The sequence below is a fragment of the Amycolatopsis oliviviridis genome, assembly GCF_014654365.1.
Classification (GTDB): Bacteria; Actinomycetota; Actinomycetes; order Mycobacteriales; family Pseudonocardiaceae; genus Amycolatopsis; species Amycolatopsis oliviviridis.
In genome coordinates this window covers 1,398,128-1,413,868 of sequence record NZ_BNAY01000001.1, presented here as the reverse complement: position 1 = coordinate 1,413,868, position 15,741 = coordinate 1,398,128, and the positions used below count along the sequence as shown (strand labels likewise).

14 protein-coding genes are annotated in these 15,741 nt (G+C 69.3%); 10 read left to right on the top strand and 4 right to left on the bottom strand.

The annotated features are described in order from the left end of the window. Window positions 1–25 precede the first annotated feature (25 nt). The 7 genes from IE302_RS06085 to IE302_RS06055 are packed head-to-tail and all read left to right on the top strand — an operon-like array spanning window position 26 to window position 11,098. The gene (locus tag IE302_RS06085) at window positions 26–1,414 is read left to right on the top strand and encodes a serine hydrolase domain-containing protein (RefSeq protein WP_191252537.1); all 1,389 of its coding nucleotides are present in this window, start codon (window positions 26–28) and stop codon (window positions 1,412–1,414) included. Next, on the top strand, window positions 1,411–2,313 hold the full coding sequence (locus tag IE302_RS06080; RefSeq protein WP_191252535.1) for a serine hydrolase: 903 nt from the start codon (window positions 1,411–1,413) through the stop codon (window positions 2,311–2,313). The genes IE302_RS06085 and IE302_RS06080 overlap by 4 nt, the downstream gene beginning before the upstream one ends. Before the next feature lie 9 nt (window positions 2,314–2,322). Further along, window positions 2,323–3,921 carry an ABC transporter substrate-binding protein gene (locus tag IE302_RS06075; protein ID WP_191252533.1) on the top strand — a complete coding sequence of 533 codons (1,599 nt, stop codon included), beginning with the start codon at window positions 2,323–2,325 and terminating at the stop codon, window positions 3,919–3,921. Continuing rightward, window positions 3,921–4,901, top strand: a complete 981-nt coding sequence (locus IE302_RS06070) for an ABC transporter permease (RefSeq protein WP_191252531.1) — start codon at window positions 3,921–3,923, stop codon at window positions 4,899–4,901. The genes IE302_RS06075 and IE302_RS06070 overlap by 1 nt, the downstream gene beginning before the upstream one ends. A gap of 1 nt (window position 4,902) precedes the next feature. Beyond that, a complete protein-coding gene (locus tag IE302_RS06065; RefSeq protein WP_191252529.1) occupies window positions 4,903–6,786 on the top strand; it encodes a dipeptide/oligopeptide/nickel ABC transporter permease/ATP-binding protein in 1,884 nt (627 codons plus the stop codon). Then, window positions 6,783–7,775, top strand: a complete 993-nt coding sequence (locus IE302_RS06060; RefSeq protein WP_191252527.1) for an ABC transporter ATP-binding protein — start codon at window positions 6,783–6,785, stop codon at window positions 7,773–7,775. The genes IE302_RS06065 and IE302_RS06060 overlap by 4 nt, the downstream gene beginning before the upstream one ends. Next, a complete protein-coding gene (locus tag IE302_RS06055; RefSeq protein ID WP_191252525.1) occupies window positions 7,772–11,098 on the top strand; it encodes a serine hydrolase in 3,327 nt (1,108 codons plus the stop codon). Before IE302_RS06060 ends, IE302_RS06055 begins: the two co-directional genes overlap by 4 nt. A 44-nt stretch (window positions 11,099–11,142) precedes the next feature. On the opposite strand, the gene IE302_RS06050 is transcribed toward IE302_RS06055, so the two are convergent. Then, window positions 11,143–11,328 carry a hypothetical protein gene (locus IE302_RS06050; RefSeq protein ID WP_191252523.1) on the bottom strand — a complete coding sequence of 62 codons (186 nt, stop codon included), beginning with the start codon at window positions 11,326–11,328 and terminating at the stop codon, window positions 11,143–11,145. A 122-nt stretch (window positions 11,329–11,450) separates the two neighbouring features. Between IE302_RS06050 and IE302_RS06045 the strand changes: the two genes are divergently transcribed. After that, window positions 11,451–12,074 carry a hypothetical protein gene (locus IE302_RS06045; protein ID WP_191252521.1) on the top strand — a complete coding sequence of 208 codons (624 nt, stop codon included), beginning with the start codon at window positions 11,451–11,453 and terminating at the stop codon, window positions 12,072–12,074. 140 nt (window positions 12,075–12,214) lie between these two features. Further along, the gene (locus tag IE302_RS06040) at window positions 12,215–13,102 is read left to right on the top strand and encodes an aminoglycoside phosphotransferase family protein (RefSeq protein ID WP_191252520.1); all 888 of its coding nucleotides are present in this window, start codon (window positions 12,215–12,217) and stop codon (window positions 13,100–13,102) included. Here the strand turns inward: IE302_RS06040 and IE302_RS06035 are convergent. After that, window positions 13,073–13,648, bottom strand: a complete 576-nt coding sequence (locus IE302_RS06035) for a TetR/AcrR family transcriptional regulator (RefSeq protein ID WP_229907616.1) — start codon at window positions 13,646–13,648, stop codon at window positions 13,073–13,075. The two genes, IE302_RS06040 and IE302_RS06035, sit on opposite strands and share 30 nt — an antisense overlap. A gap of 137 nt (window positions 13,649–13,785) precedes the next feature. On the opposite strand from IE302_RS06035, the gene IE302_RS06030 reads away from it, so the two are divergent. Then, window positions 13,786–14,340, top strand: coding sequence for a hypothetical protein (locus IE302_RS06030; protein ID WP_191252516.1), 555 nt, complete (start codon window positions 13,786–13,788; stop codon window positions 14,338–14,340). Between the two features lie 24 nt (window positions 14,341–14,364). Here the strand turns inward: IE302_RS06030 and IE302_RS06025 are convergent, their stop codons facing one another. Continuing rightward, complete coding sequence (locus tag IE302_RS06025; RefSeq protein ID WP_191252514.1) at window positions 14,365–15,378, bottom strand: hypothetical protein; 1,014 nt, start codon at window positions 15,376–15,378, stop codon at window positions 14,365–14,367. After that, the gene (locus IE302_RS06020; protein ID WP_191252512.1) at window positions 15,375–15,737 is read right to left on the bottom strand and encodes a hypothetical protein; all 363 of its coding nucleotides are present in this window, start codon (window positions 15,735–15,737) and stop codon (window positions 15,375–15,377) included. The genes IE302_RS06025 and IE302_RS06020 overlap by 4 nt, the downstream gene beginning before the upstream one ends. Window positions 15,738–15,741: the final 4 nt, after the last annotated feature.

Here is a 15,741-nt window from a genome sequence, read left to right as displayed (position 1 = left end):
ACCCTTTCCACGGACAAGGATGCCCATGTCGAAACTTTCCGAAATCGATGCCTGGCTCGCGGACAACTTCGCCGAGCTCCTCGCGAAGCATCAGGTGCCCGGCGCGGCCGTCGCGGTCTTCGCGAACGGCGAGGTGATCGACCACGCGGCCGGCGTCGTGAACAAGAGCACCGGCGTCGAGTCCACAGTGGACTCCGTCTTCCAGATCGGCTCCATCACCAAGGTGTGGACGACCACTTTGGCGATGCAACTCGTCGACGAGGGCAGGCTGGACCTCGACAAGCCGGTCCGTGACTACCTTCCCGAGTTCGCCCTCTCCGACGACGCCGCCGCGGGGCGGATCACCGTGCGGCAGCTGACCTGCCACACCTCCGGTTTCGAGGGCGACATCTTCACCGACACCGGGCAGGGCGACGACTGCGTCGCGAAGCTCGTGGCGACCCTGGCCGACGTGCCCCAGCTGTTCGAGCCGGGGGAGATGTTCTCCTACAACAACGCCGGGTACTGCGTGCTCGGCAGGATCGTCGAGGTCCTGCGCGGCAAGTCCTACGACGAGTGCCTGCGCGAGCATCTCTTCGCGCCGCTCGGGCTGACCCACGCCGCCGCCGGACCGTACGACGCGATCCGCTACCGCGCCGCGATCGGCCACGTCCAGCCTGCTCCGGACGCCGAGTCCGTCGCCGCTCCGGTCTGGGCGCTGACGCGGTCGAACGCCCCGGCGGGTTCACATCTCGCGATGCGCCCGCGCGACCTGCTCACCTTCGTCCGCATGCACCTCAACGAGGGCCGCGCGGACGACGGCACCCAGGTCCTGCGGCCGGAAACCGCCCGCGCCATGTGGGAACGCCAGGTCGAACTGCCTTACCTCGGCCTGATGGGCGGGGCGTGGGGGCTCGGCTGGATGATCTTCGACTGGGACGGCGGCCCGGTGATCGGGCACGACGGCGGCACGATCGGCCAGTCGGCGTTCCTGCGGGTCGTGCCGGGCAGCAACGTCGCGGTGGCGTTGCTGACCAACGGCGGCAAGCCGCTGCACCTCTACCTGGACATCTTCCGGAAGGTGCTGGGCGACCTGGCCGGCGTCGAGGTCCCGCCGCTGCCCGAGCCCAACGCCGCGGAGGCCCCGGCCGATCCGTCCCGCTTCGTGGGCGAGTACTCGTCGCAGGTTGCGGACATCGTCGTCACTCAGGACGAGGACGGCGACCTGTGGCTGGAGCGCACGCCGAAGGGGATCTTCGCCGATCTCGGGACGGGACCGGAGAAGAGCAAGCTCCTCGGCTACAAGGGCGACACCCTGGTCGTCGAGCACGACGGGCTCGGCCTGCACATGCCACACGCGTTCGTCGGTGACGACGGCAGCGGCCGGGCGCTGTTCGTCCACACCGGACGCGCCGACCGGCGGGTGAGCCGGTGACCTCGATCGCCGAGAAGATCGAAGCGGTCTTCGCGAACGCGGGGGCACGCGGGTTCGTGCACGCGCGCGAGGTCGGCGTCCCCGGCGGACCCGAGGTCGGGGTCGGCGCGGACGACCCGGTCGTGCTGGCGTCGGTGTTCAAGATCCCGGTGGCGGTCGCGTTCGCCCGCGAGGTGGCCGCCGGACGGCTCGACGACACCGAGCGGACCCGCGTCACCGCGCGCTACCGGATCGGCGGGATCGGCACCGCCGGCTGCGCGGACGACGTCGAGATGAGCTGGCGCGATCTGGCGCATTTCATGCTGACGATGAGCGACAACGCCGCGACCGACGTCATCTACCACCGGATCGGGCAGGACGCCGTCGACAAGGTCCTCGCCGACCTCGGGCTGACCAGGACGCGGCTCATCGGCTGCTGCGAGGACCTCTTCGCCTCGGTGATCGCCGATCTCGGCGCGAAACCGGACGACGATCTGGAGGCGATCCTCGCCGCGGCCACCGAGGAACAGCTGTGGAAACTCGCCGTGCTCGACCCGGAACGCACCACGGCGTCGACCCCGCGTGAGATCACCGAACTGCTGGACGCGATCTGGACCGACCGCGCGGGCGACCCGGCCGCCTGCGAACGCGTGCGGACGATCATGGCCCAGCAGATCTGGCCGCACCGGATCTCGTCCGGCTTCCCCGCGGGAGTCGAGATCGCGGCGAAGACCGGGACGCTTCCCGCCGTCCGCAACGAAGCGGGAGTGGTGACCGATGTGGACGGTCGCCGGTACGCCGTCGCGGTGTTCACCCGCGCCTGCTCCCTCGCCGATCGCCTGCCCGCGGTCGATTCCGCCATCGGCGAGGCCGCCAGCCTCGCCGTCGAACACCTCCGTGCGCAGACCGTGACCCAGTAGGAGAACCGCATGAAGAAAGCCCGGCTCACCGCCGCGATCGCGAGCGTGGTGGCCTTGACCGTGAGCGCGTGCGGGGGGACGTCGCAATCCGGGCAGGACCGGACCGCGAACCAGAAACTCACCGAAGGCAAGACCTTCACCATGGCGATCGGGACCGATCCGGGAGCGCTGGACCCGGCGATGACCGTGCTCTCGGTCGCCCTCGAGATCGGCCGCTACCTCTACGACAGCCTGATCAACCTCGACGAGACCGGCAAACCGATCCCGGGGCTCGCCGAAAAGTTCGAGGCCACCACGACCACGGCCTCCTTCACCCTGCGGAACGGGATCACCTGCGACGACGGCAGTCCGCTGACCGCGAGCGGCGTCGCCGCGAACATCGACTTCGTCGGCGATCCCGCCAACAAGTCCCCGATGTCCGGGCTCACGGTCGCGCCGGGAACCAAGGCGACCGCCGACGACGCGGCGCGGACGATCACCGTCACCAGCGGGGCGCCGGACGCGTTCCTGCTGCGCAACCTCGGCGGGATGCCGATCGTCTGCGGCAAGGGCGTGACCGACCGGCAGGCCCTGGCCAAGGGGAAATACGGCACCGGCATGTTCACCATGAGCGAGATCGTGCCGAACGACCACTACACCCTCACGCGGCGGAAGGACTACACGTGGGGACCGGGGGACTGGAAGCGCGAGCAGCCGGGCCTGCCGGAAAAGGTCGTCTTCCGGGTCATCCAGAACATGACGACCACGTCGAACCTGCTGTTGTCGGGTGAGCTCAACGCCGCCCGGATCACCGGTCAGGATCAGCAACGCCTCCGGGCCCAGAAGCTGTTCCACGGCGACCAGGTCGTGCCGATGGGCGAGATGTTCTTCAACCAGGCACCCGGCCGCGCCGGTGCGGATCAGGCCGTCCGCCGTGCCCTGGTACAGGCACTCGACCTGGCTCAGATCGGCAAGGTGCTCACGAGCGGCGCCGGGGCGCCCAGCCAGGGAATGGTCACCACCGAACCCAGGGCGTGCGCCGGCGATGCGGTGAGCGGCAAGCTGCCCGCGTTCGACGTCGCCGCGGCCAAGTCGGCCCTCGACGCGGCAGGTTGGAAGCCGGGAGCGGACGGCGTGCGGGTCAAGGACGGTAAACGGCTCGCGCTGACCGCGATCTACGGCACCCAGCTGGGGCCGACGATGGCGTCGTCGGCCGAACTGATGCAGCAGTCGTGGAAGGCCGCCGGCGCGGACGTCACGCTCAAAGGCCTCGACAGCCCGGGAACCAGCCAGGTGCTCTTCAACACCGGTGAGTGGGACATCTCGCTCGCGCCGGTGACCCTGTTGCTGCCCAGTCAGGTCACGTCGTTCGTGTCCGGGCCGAAACCGCCCGCCGGGACGAACTTCGCGCACATCGAGAACGAGCGGTACACGTCCCAGGCCCGCCAAGCCGCGCAGATGCCGGGTGAATCAGGCTGCGCGACCTGGCTCGCCGCGGAATCGGCGCTCATCGAGCGGCTGGACGTCGTGCCGTACGTCAACTCGGTCATCCCGACCTTCGGCAGCAACGCGCGGTTCAAGGTCAACTTCGGCACGATCGAACCGTCGAGCGTCCGGATGTACAGCTGATGGCGGTCGCGCTCGCGCCGGCGGGACTGCGCGGCAGCCCCTGGCTCTCGTTCGCGGCGCGCCGGCTCGGCCGGTTCGCGGTTTCGCTGTGGGTGCTGGTCACCATGGCGTTCCTGATGATCCAGCTGATCCCCGGCGACCCGGTCCGGGCCGCGCTCGGGCTGACCGCGCCGGTGGAGCTGGTGAACGCGCGGCGGGCGGCGCTCGGACTCGACGATCCGTTGTGGTTGCAGTACGTCCACTACCTCGGCGGACTGTTCACCGGTGACCTGGGGACGTCGATGACGAGCGGGCAGCCGGTCTCCGAAGTGATCGGGGACCGGCTGCCCGCCACCCTCCAGCTGGCGTTGCCCGCCTTCGCGGTGGTCATCGCGGTGGCGATCCCGCTGGGCCTGCTGTTCGCCGTGCTGACCCGGGGCGGGCGCCGTCGAGGCGGTGAACTGGCCTTCACGTCGACGACCGTGCTCCTCGCGGCCATCCCGGAGTTCCTGCTCGCCGTCGCACTGGTCGCTTTCTTCGCCGTCCAGCTCGGCTGGTTCCCGGTCGCCGGGAACGCGGACGCGAGTTCGTTCGTGCTGCCGGTGATCGCGCTGGCGCTCGGTCCGGCGTCGGTGCTGTCCCGCATCGTCCGGGTGGAGACGCTTTCCGTGCTGGGCAACGACTTCATCCGCACCGCGCGGGCGAAACGGCTGCCAGCGAGGCTGGTCTACCTGCGGCACGCGCTGCCGAACGCGCTGACCGCGACGCTGACCATGGGCGGGCTGATGCTCACCGGGATGGTCGCCGGGACGGTGCTGGTGGAGAACGTGTTCGCCTGGCCCGGTCTCGGATCCACCATCGCGCAGTCGATCCTGCAGAAGGATTACCCGCTGGTGCAGGCGATCGTGCTCGTCTACGGCATCGGCGTGCTGCTGGTGAACCTGACGGTGGACGTGCTGCTGGCCGTCCTCGATCCGCGTTCGACGATCCGGGAGAACTGAGATGGCGAAATGGCTCGCGGCCTTGCGCACCCCGGTGGGCGCGTTCTCGGCGACCTTGCTGCTCCTGGTGTTCGCGCTCGCGGTGTTCGCCCCGATCCTGTGGCACGACAACGCCTTCGCGATCGACACCGAAGCCATCGCGCAAGGACCGTCGGCGGCGCATTGGCTGGGCACCGACGACCTCGGCCGAGACATCCTGTTCCGTGTCCTGGTCGCGACCCGGCTTTCGGTGCTGCTGGCGGTGTTCGCGACGGTGATCGGCGTGGTGACCGGGCTCGTCCTCGGCACGTTGCCGTCGCTGCTGCCGCGGCCCGCCGCCCGGCTGGTCACCGCCGCGGTGAACATCGCGGTCGCGTTCCCCGGGCTGCTGCTGGTGCTGTTCTTCTCCGTCATCTTCGGGGTCGGTGCCCAGGGCGCGGTGCTGGCGGTCGGTTTCGCGCTGGCACCGGCGTTCGCACGCCTGGCTCAGACGCTGTCCGCCTCCGTCGCGGGCCAGGACTTCGTATCCGCCGCGCGGATCTCCGGAGTCGGCCGGATCCGGTTGCTGGTGCGGCACATCCTGCCCAACATCGGCGAACCGCTGGTGGTGAACGCGACCCTCGGCGCGGGCGCCTCGCTGCTGGCGTTCGCCGGGTTGTCGTTCCTCGGCATCGGTGTCCAGGCGCCGGAGTACGACTGGGGACGGCTGCTCGGCGAAGGGCTCAACGGGATCTACGTCAATCCGGCGGCCGCGCTCGCGCCGGGTGTCGCGGTGGTCCTGGCCGGTCTCGCCTTCAACCTGGCGGGGGAGACCGTGGCGGGCGTGATCGGTGTCCGCACCGGGTTGCGCAAGCTCGCGCCGCGGACGGTCGTTCCTGCCAGGGAAGCCGTCGCCGAAGACCGCGACGACGCCGTCCTGGTGGTCGAGAACCTCCAGGTGGCGTTCCCGCGTCCGGCTGGGTGGACCGTCCCGGTGCGCGGGGTGAGCTTCACCGTTCACGCGGGCGAGGCGATCGGCGTCGTCGGCGAGTCGGGTTCGGGGAAGAGCCTGACCGGGCTCGCGGTGTCACGGCTGGTCGAAGCGCCGGCCGTGGTCACCGCGGACAGGCTCGATTTCGCCGGGAGGCCGTTGCTGACGACTCCGGAACGGGAGTTGCGCGGGTTGCTCGGCACGTCGCTGGCCATGGTGTTCCAGGACCCGATGACCTCGTTCAATCCGACCAGGCGGATCGGCCGTCAGCTGGCCGAGGTCGCCGAACAGCACCAGGGCCTGCCGCGTGCCAAGGCGTTCGAACGGGCCGTGGACCGGTTGCGCGCGGTGCGGATCCCGGCCGCCGGACGGCGGGCGAAGCAGTACCCGCACGAGTTCTCCGGCGGGATGCGGCAGCGCGCGATGATCGGCATGGGGCTGATGGGCGACCCGCGGCTGATCATCGCCGACGAACCGACCACCGCGCTCGACGTCACCGTGCAGCGGCAGCTGTTGCGGCTGCTGGCGCGGACGAGGGCCGAACGGGACACGGCGATCATCCTGATCAGCCATGACATCGCGGTCGTGTCGCAGACCTGTGAGCGGATGTTGGTCATGTACGCGGGCCGCGTGGTGGAGGACATGCCGTCGGCGGGGACGCCGAGGCATCCCTACACCAGGGCGCTGCTGGCCGCGACGCTCGACCTGGAAACCGATCGTGACACGCCGCTCGCGGTGATCCCCGGCCGCCCACCGGAACCGGATCGCGTGCCCACCGGCTGCGCCTTCGCCGACCGGTGCCCCGCGGTGACCGACCGGTGCCGTCTCGAAGACCCGGTGCTGGAAAGCGTGGGGTCCAGCCACCGTGTCGCGTGCTGGGAGGCCTCGGCATCTCTGTCCACAAAGGAAACCGTGACCGCCGGAGGTGCGGAGTGAGTGATCTCGTCTTCGACGCGGTGAGCGTGCGGTACGGCGGAAGGCGCGGTCTCACCGCCGTCGACCGGGTCGGGCTGACCGTCCCCTCCGGACAGGTCGTCGGGCTCGTCGGCGAATCGGGCTCGGGGAAATCGACGCTGGCCCGGGCCGCCGTCGGGCTGTCGCCGGTCAGCGCCGGACGGGTCCTGCTGGGCGGCGTGGACGTCCGGAAGCTGCCCCGGCGCCCCCCGTTGCAGATGGTGTTCCAGGATCCGTATTCCTCTTTGGACCCCCGGATGAGCATCGGGGAGTCGATCGCCGAGGCGATCCCGCGCGGTGTCCTCTCCGGTCGCGCCGCACGCCGGGACGAGGTCGCCCGGCTGCTGGAGCTGGTCAACCTCGATCCGGACCGCGCCGGGCATCTGCCGGGGCAGCTTTCCGGCGGCCAGCGGCAACGGGTCGCGCTCGCCCGCGCGCTGGCCGGGCGGCCCGAGGTGCTGATCGCGGACGAGATCACCTCCGCGCTGGACGTGTCCGTGCAGGGCGCGGTGCTCAACCTCGTCCGGTCCTTGCAACGACGGCTGGGCCTGTCGATGTTGTTCATCTCGCACAACCTCGCGGTGATCCGCTATCTCAGTGACATCGTCGCCGTGATGTACCTCGGCCGGATCGTCGAGGTCGGCCCGGCGGAGCAGGTGCTCACGGATCCGCAGCATCCCTACACCCGCGATCTGCTCGCCGCGGCGCCGTCCGCGCACACCTCCCTGCTCGACACCGGCGCGGACGAGGCGACCGCCGACGTCGAGCCCGCCGACCCGCACCATCCGCCGGCCGGGTGCCGCTACCACACACGCTGTCCGGTCGGCCCGCTCGTCCGCGCCGACCGCGAACTCTGCCTCCAAGCGGATCCCACCCATGACGCGGCACACCGACGTCACGCGGCGGCCTGCCACTTCAGTGAAAACGAGAGCCATCAGCTCGCGATCCCCAGAGGAGCAAGCGCACCATGACCCGACGTCTCGGTCTCGACGACCTGTACGGAATCGCCGTCCCCAGCCAGCCTTCGCTCTCACCGGACGGCGAACGGATCGTCTACGTCCTGCGCACCACGGACCGCGAGGAGGACCGGAACGCGCACACGCTCTGGGAGGTCGGCGCGACCACCGGCGAAGCCCGGCAGCTCACCCGCGGAACCGCCGACCTGGCACCGAAGTGGGCCCCGGACGGCACGCGGATCGCGTTCCTCCGCGCCCAGGACGGGCCGCCGCAGGTGTGGTTCCTGCCGTCGTCGGGCGGGGAAGCGGAACAGATCACCGAACTGCCGCTCGGGGCGGGCGCGCCGGTGTGGAGCCCGGACGGCGGCGAGATCGCGTTCTCGGCGGCGGTCGACCTGGCGGGCGAATCCGCGCCGAACGACCCGGTGGTGGCGGACCGGCTGGACTTCAAGGCCGACGGCGCCGGGCTGATCAAGACCATCCGCAAGCACCTGCACGTGCTCGACGTCGCCACGAAGGAGGTCCGGCAGGTCACCTTCGGCGATTGGCACGCCGGCGATCCCGCCTGGTCGCCGGACGGCAAGTACCTGGCCTTCTCCGCCGGGCGGGACGCGGACGCGGATCTGACTTTCCGTTCCGGCGCCTACGTTCTCGACGTGACCATGAAGACCTCCGAGCCGCGGCTGGTCGGCTCAGGCGAGGGCATGGCGGGCACGGTCGGCTGGACCGCGGACGGTGACGCGCTTCTGGTGGTCGGCCGGGCCGACACCCGAGTCGGTCACCTCGCCCTGCTGCGGGTCCCGCTCGACGGCGGCGAGACCGTCGATCTGACGGCTTCCTTGGACCGCAACGTGATGGCAGGCGGCGCGGGGTACCCGGGCGCGCTCCCGAACCTGACCGCGGACGGTGGCTCGGTACTGTTCGGCCTCCGCGACCGCGGCTGCACCCATCTGTACCGAGTGGACCTCGACGGCGGAAACGCGCGCGCTGTCCTGGCCGGGGCCGGCCAGGTGGTGTCCGGAATGGACAGCGCGGGAGGCAGGGCGGTGGTCGCACTGGCCACGGGGACGTCGTTCGGCGAGATCGCGGTCGTCGATCCGGAGTCCGGCGAAGTCGACGTGCGCACCGGGCACGGCGCCCCGGTCGCCGAGATCGAGCTTTTCCCCCGCGAGGAGCGGGAATTCACCATCGGCGACGGCACCGTCGTCCACGGCTGGCTGCTGCGGGATCCGTCCCGGTCCGGTGCCGCGCCGCTGCTGCTCGACATCCACGGCGGCCCGCACAACGCCTGGAACGGCGCGGCCGACTCGGTCCACCTCTATCACCAGGCGCTCGTCGCGCGGGGCTGGGCGGTGCTGCTGCTCAACCCGCGTGGCAGCGACGGTTACGGGGAGGCGTTCTACACGGGCGCCGTGGGCGCGTGGGGCACCGCCGATTCTCGCGACTTCCTCGAACCGCTGGACCAGCTGGTCGCCGAAGGGATCGCCGACGCGGACCGGCTCGCCGTGTCGGGCTACAGCTACGGCGGGTTCATGACCTGCTACCTGACCAGCCGTGACGACCGGTTCGCCGCCGCTGTCGCCGGTGGCGTGGTCAGCGATCTGACCAGCATGGGCGGTACCTCCGACGCCGGGCACTACCTGGCCGTCGGCGAGCTCGGCGGCGCGTCGTGGGACCAGGCCAACGAGCGGTTCTCGCCGTTCTCCCAGGTCGCGCGGGTGCGGACGCCGACGCTGGTCGTCCAGGGCGCGGACGACGAGCGGTGCCCGGTCGGTCAGGCGGAGCAGTGGTTCAGCGCTCTCCGTACGCGCGGCGTCCCGGCCCGGATGGTGCTGTACCCGGGCGCGTCGCATCTGTTCATCCTCGACGGCCCGCCGTCGCACCGGCTCGACTACAACCGGCGGATCGTCGACTGGGTCGAGCAGTACGCCGCACCGGCGGGCGGCGTGCCGAGGGTGCCGATCGAAGCGGCACACTGGCGGCGGCGCCTGGCCGAACTCGCGCGCAAGCACCGCGTCCCCGGCGCCGCGCTGGGCATCACTAGGGTGGGCGACGACAGGGAAGACACCGAGGTGCACGCCTCCTACGGCGTGCTGAACACGGCGACCGGCGTCGAGGTCACCGAGGACTCGGTGTTCCAGATCGGATCGATCTCCAAGGTGTGGACGTCGACCGTGGTGATGCAGCTGGTCGACGAAGGGCTCCTCGATCTGGACGCGCCGATCGCCGACGTCGTCCCCGAACTACGGCTGGCCGATCCGGACGTCGCCAAGCAGGTGACCATGCGGCACCTGCTGACGCACACCAGCGGGATCGACGGCGACGTCTTCACCGACACCGGCCGCGGCGACGACACGCTGGAGCGCTACGTCGAGATCCTCGACCAGGCCGCGCAGAACCACCCTCTCGGCGAGACTTTCTCTTACTGCAACTCGGGTTTCGTGCTCATGGGCCGGGTGATCGAGAAACTCACCGGGCAGACCTGGGACGTCGCGATGCGGGAGAAGCTGTTCGCGCCGCTCGGCCTCACCCACACCGTGACCCTGCCCGAGGAAGCACTGATGTTCCGCGCCGCCGTCGGTCACGTGGCCGGCGCGGACGAAGAGCCGCGGCCCGCGCCGATCTGGGGCCTGCCCCGGAACATGGGCCCGGCAGGGCTGATCACCGCCACGACCAAGGACGTCCTCGGGTTCGCCCGGTTGCACCTGACCGGCGGCCTCACCCCGTCCGGTGAGCGGATCCTGACGACGGCGTCCGCGACCGCGATGGCCTCGAAGCAGGCCGAGATCCCGGACAAGCACTCGCTCGGCGACTCGTGGGGTCTCGGCTGGATCCGCGACGACTGGAGCGGACGACGGGTCATCGGCCACGACGGCAACACGATCGGGCAGTCGGCGTTCCTGCGGCTGCTGCCCGATCAAGGGCTCGCGGTCACGCTGCTCACCAACGGCGGCAACACCCGCGACCTGTTCGAGGAGTTGTACCGGGAGATCTTCGCCGAGATCGCCGATGTGGCGATGCCGAAGCCGTTGGAGCCACCCGCGACCCCGGTCACCGTCGACGGTTCGAAGCACGTCGGCGTCTACGAACGCGCGGGGGTGCTGATGGAGGTGCTGTCCGAAGGGGACGGTCTCCGGCTCCGGCAGACCGTCACGGGCCCGCTGGCCGACCTCATGCCGGAGAAGACGATGGAGTTCGACCTGGTCCCGGTGGCGGACTCGCTCTACGTCTGCCGTGAGCCGGGTGCCCAGACCTGGACGCCGGTCACCTTCTACACGCTGTCGACAGGTGAGCCGTACGTGCATTACGGCGTGCGTGCGACGCCCAAGGTGTCCTGAAGTGCCTGGCCCGCCCGGAAAGTCGCTCCGGGCGGGCTGCGCGCTCAGGCTTTGCGCCGCGCGAGGTACCGGGTGACCAGAAGCACGATGCAGACGACCGAGACGGCGCCCGCGATCATCCGGAACGGGTAGTCCATCCCCACGAACTGGCCGACCGAGTTGGTGGCGGCGCTGGCGAGGAGGACGAGCCAGAGGGAGACGGTGACCAGTGCGCTTTTGCTGTCGTTCATGGGAAAGACGCTAGGGATCGGCGAGCGGGGGAACCAGGGGAGTGACCCCCGGACGCGGGTGGTGCTGGCGCTACCCCGGAATCGGCGTGCGCCGTCCGCGTGGTGGCTGTCAAACTCGTCGCGTGCCGAAACGCTGGAACGAGATCGACTGGGACGACCCGCGCCCCGGGCCGTCGGAGGTCGCCGCCGCACAGAACGGCATCGCCTGGGCGGCCGTTCCCGTGACCGCCCCGGCGCTGGACCGATACCTCGAACACGTGACGGCGGCCTACGCGAACGGCGGGTACCTGCTCGGCCGTTGGCGAGCGGTCGACTACCCGGACGCGGCGGCCTGGTTCGTCGCTCGCAACCGCGCGGAGGAGTTCGGACTGCTCCGCGTTTTCTTCGACAGCGAAGTGGTCCGGGAAGGACTCGGCGAACTTCGGATCCCGGACCCACTCGATCCCGACGTCGGCGGCTTTCAGCAGGACTGGACCGGTTTGCTTTGCCTGGACGGGATCCTGGCCCACCTGATCGTCAGCGGGGGAGCGTACGGTCGATACCGCGGTCCGGCGAGCGACGCGAAGGCACTCGCCGGTGCCGCCGTCGAGGCGTTGACCCAGAACCGCTACGAGGACTTTCGTGTGCACGCCAGCCTCATGCCGTGGACCCCGTGGTTCGAGGGTGCGACATGGGATCGGACGTACGTCCTCACCGACACCGCCAACGCGGAGATCACCGTTCTGTGCGTCACCGACACGAACTGACAGTTTCCCGGCGCGGCTTCCGGTGTTGCGAGTGGCTTACTCACCTGCGCTCCCTGGCAAAACCGATTGATCGAACAACACGGCCATGACACTGTGCCGGGAGCCTGGAGCCACCAAGGCGTACCCCACAGGAGCCGTACTTGACCGTCGAACCAGCCCCGATCATCGATGCCGCGCTGGCAAGGCGGCTGATCGACACGCAGTTCCCGCGGTGGGCCGGGTTGCCGTTGCTTCCGCACGCTCCGGCCGGTTCGGACCATGTGATCTACCGGCTGGGGGAGGAGCTGTCCGTCCGGCTCCCTCGCCATGCGGGCGCGATCGACCAGGCGAGGAAGGAAGCCGAGTGGTTACCCCGGCTCGCCCCGCACCTGCCTTTGGCCGTTCCCGTGCCGGTGGAGGTGGGAGAACCGGATTTCGGCTATCCGTGGTCATGGTCGGTCTCGCGCTGGCTGGACGGCGAGGTCGCGACCACCGACGCGCTCGCCGGCTCGCACGAGGCGGCCGACGTCCTGGCCGGGTTCCTGACCGCGCTCCATCGGTTCGACGCCGAAACGACCGAAGATCTCCCGGGGCGGCCACTGGCCGCACGGGACACGGCGACGCGATCAGCAATCGCGAAGGTGAGCGACGCGTTCGACGCCGCCGCGATGGAGGAACTGTGGGACGCCGCGCTCGCCGTCCCCGGCTGGGACCGTCCACCGGTCTGGTTCCACGGCGATTTCCACACCGGCAACCTGCTGACGAGCGGCGGGCGCCTCAGCGCTGTCATCGACTTCGGCGAGCTGGGAATGGGTGATCCGGCCTGCGACCTGATCATCGCGTTCACGCTCATGTCGGCCGAGACGCGAGCCACCTTCCGCGCCGCGCTCGAAGTGGACGATGCCACCTGGACCCGCGGGCGCGGCTGGGCGTTGGCGACCGGTCTGAACGCCTACGTCAACTATGCCGCTGTCGATTCCCGCGTCGCCGCGCAGACCACCCGTCAAATCACCCAGGCCCTAGTCGACTGCAGCGAAGTGAAGCCGTAGCAGATCCTCGACCCCTTGGAGGAAGGTCTCGCAGATCGGGTCCGGGTCGGACAGGCAACCGGTGGCCATCGCCCCGTCGCGCAACAGGACGAAGCGCCGGGCGGCGCGTTCGACCGGCGCGTCCCCCGCGCTGGCCAGTACCTCGGTGATCACGCCCGAGAACCATTCGCGGTGGGCGAGGACGGCTTGGTGCACCGGGTGGACCGGATCCGGGTACTCCGCGGCGGCGTTGAGGAAGGCACAGCCGCGGAAGCCGGGGGACCGGATGCCCTCCGCGATGGATTCGGCGATGGCCCGGAGAGTGTCGGGCGCCGGTAACCCGCGCGCCAGGATGGCGTCCGCCTGGCCGCGGAGGGCCTGGTCGGCCTCCTGCAGGTAGTAGACGATCAGGTCGTCCTTGCCGGGGAAGTGCCGGTACAGGGTCGCTCGGGTCACCTTCGCCTCGACCACGATCCGGTCGATACCGACCGAGCGGATGCCCTCCGTGTAGAAGAGCCTGGTCGCCGTGGTGAGCAGCTTGGACCGCGCTCCGGAGGTGTTCGTCATTACCGACATCTTACGGGGTAGAACGTTCGGTCTTGACGGGGTCGCGGTCGGCTGTCAAGGTCAAGGTAGACCGAACGTTCTCCTCTTCTGGAATTCGGCCTTCTTCTCAGGTCTTACGCACACCCCAAGGAGCTCTCGTGAGTAGCCATGCCGTCGCCGCGTCCACCATCGCGCCCGCCCTGCGACGCCTGTACTTCGTTCGTTTCGGCTTCGCCCTCGTGTGGGCGGGCCTGCTGTTCACCAGCGCGTCGAAGCTCGGGCCGGTCAGTGTCGCGCTGCTCGTGCTGTATCCGTTGTTCGACGTCGCCGCCGCGCTCGTCGACCTTCGCTCGTCGCAGGGCGCGAAGCCCCCTCTGGGTTTGTATGTGAACATCGCGATCAGCGGAATCGCGGGCATCGGCCTCGCGGTGGCCGTCACTTCCGGCATCCCGGCGGTACTGCGCGTGTGGGGAGCGTGGGCGATCGTCTCGGGGCTCGTCCAGCTCGCCGTCGGCATCGGCCGCCGCAAGATGGGCGGCCAAGGGGCGATGATCGCCAGCGGGGCCATCTCCGCCGTCGCCGGGACGACCTTCGTCCTGCAAGCCGCGCAGCCGGGCGCGTCACTGGTCAATCTGGCCGGATACGCCGCCCTCGGTGGCTTGTTCTTCCTCGTCTCGGCGATCCGGCTCGGCCGGTCCCCCGAAGCGCACTGACCCGCGTCCGGCTCCGTCCCCAAGTCACCACTTGGGGACGGCTGCGTTTTCGAACTCGTCCCTGATGTGCCTCATCTTTTCGGTCAGGGCCTCGACACCGGCCACTGCCTTGTCCAGCACGTCATCCGCTTCGCGCAGGTACTGCTCGAGGATGTCGTAGCAGCCGCCTGCCTGCAGCGATTTCTGGTGTTTTATGTCCTCGGCGATCTCGTTGATCGCACTGATCGCCTCGATGGCCTTTTCCAGGCCGACACCGGTGATCACACCGGTGATCCCGCTGAGCAGACTCCAGCCGATGCTGGAAAGAGACTCGGTCTCGTCGTCCCAGGCGTGCACGTTACGTACACAAGCGCCCATGAGGTTGTCGATGTCGAGACGGGCACCGTGAATCACCGCGGCGAAACCGAGCAGGCACTGAGCCAGTATTCCGAGGCCCTGGCCGCGGTAGGGGCCACCGGGATCGCGGTCGCCGTACCACAAGTGAAGCTCCGCGAAGTTCTCCATTGCCGCCGTGGCGGCTTCGCCCTTCCAGTACTGCCAGAGATAGCCGCCGTCTTTCGTGAAGTTCTCGACCAACTGGACCCACAGGGGGTGAGACTGGCCCATCCGGGCCGCCTCGACGCGGTCGAGCGCCCGTTCGATCCAGCCGCCGGAGACGACTTTCAGGCTTTCCCGGATCAGGTTGGCGTGTTCCGGCACGTCGCCGACGTCCTGTCCTGAGAGGATGTCCGCGTGATAGAAGAATTGCTCGATGGACAGGTCGGGCTTGCCGTCACCCCTGGCCGACCCCTGCAGAATGGAATATTCGTCGTAGAACGTCGCATCGCCGGGCGTGACACCTGACCGCAGTTCACCGTCGTTCATTCCGGCGATTTCGACCTTGCCCATGTCGATGTACTTGGGTGGCCAGGCGTCACCGGTGTACTTGAACTCCGCCAGGCTGCGCAGCATCCCGCTCAGCCGGGGCGCGTTACCCTCCAGGAATACCGCGTCCAGATGGGAAATGCCGTCGTAGTGGTCATCGTAAGTCCACTTCATGCCTTGGGTCCCTCGAGCGTGTCGAGCTTGGCAGCGATCTGATTCATGGAATCCGTGGCTCGCAGTTCGGTCTTCTGATAGGAGCCGGCCGCTTGCCTGAGCCGGACGCCGAAGCCGTCGAGAAAACTGCAAAATGCGTCCTCGTCGACAAGGAACTCGTTGAAGATCTTGACGAACATTTCGCCGAAGTTCGCCAAGCCTCGCTGGTACCCACCGGTCTTGCCGTAGCCGCCGTCGAGGCACCGCCCGCTCGCCTCGTGAACCACGTCGTGCAACTCGGCGTTTCTCGCCTTGAAATGCCCGGCCGCGGTCTCCACCAGATCAGCGGCCTTCTCCAGTTCCGCCGTGTTCACATCCACGATG

Bases quoted from the DNA above. Each gene is read 5' to 3' on its own strand.
- IE302_RS06070 (WP_191252531.1), top strand. From the start codon at position 3,921: ATGGCGGTCGCGCTCGCGCCGGCGGGACTGCGCGGCAGCCCCTGGCTC.
- IE302_RS06035 (WP_229907616.1), bottom strand. From the start codon at position 13,648: ATGACGAACACCTCCGGAGCGCGGTCCAAGCTGCTCACCACGGCGACC.
- IE302_RS06075 (WP_191252533.1), top strand. From the start codon at position 2,323: ATGAAGAAAGCCCGGCTCACCGCCGCGATCGCGAGCGTGGTGGCCTTG.
- IE302_RS06055 (WP_191252525.1), top strand. From the start codon at position 7,772: ATGACCCGACGTCTCGGTCTCGACGACCTGTACGGAATCGCCGTCCCC.
- IE302_RS06065 (WP_191252529.1), top strand. From the start codon at position 4,903: ATGGCGAAATGGCTCGCGGCCTTGCGCACCCCGGTGGGCGCGTTCTCG.
- IE302_RS06050 (WP_191252523.1), bottom strand. From the start codon at position 11,328: ATGAACGACAGCAAAAGCGCACTGGTCACCGTCTCCCTCTGGCTCGTC.
- IE302_RS06025 (WP_191252514.1), bottom strand. From the start codon at position 15,378: ATGAAGTGGACTTACGATGACCACTACGACGGCATTTCCCATCTGGAC.
- IE302_RS06085 (WP_191252537.1), top strand. From the start codon at position 26: ATGTCGAAACTTTCCGAAATCGATGCCTGGCTCGCGGACAACTTCGCC.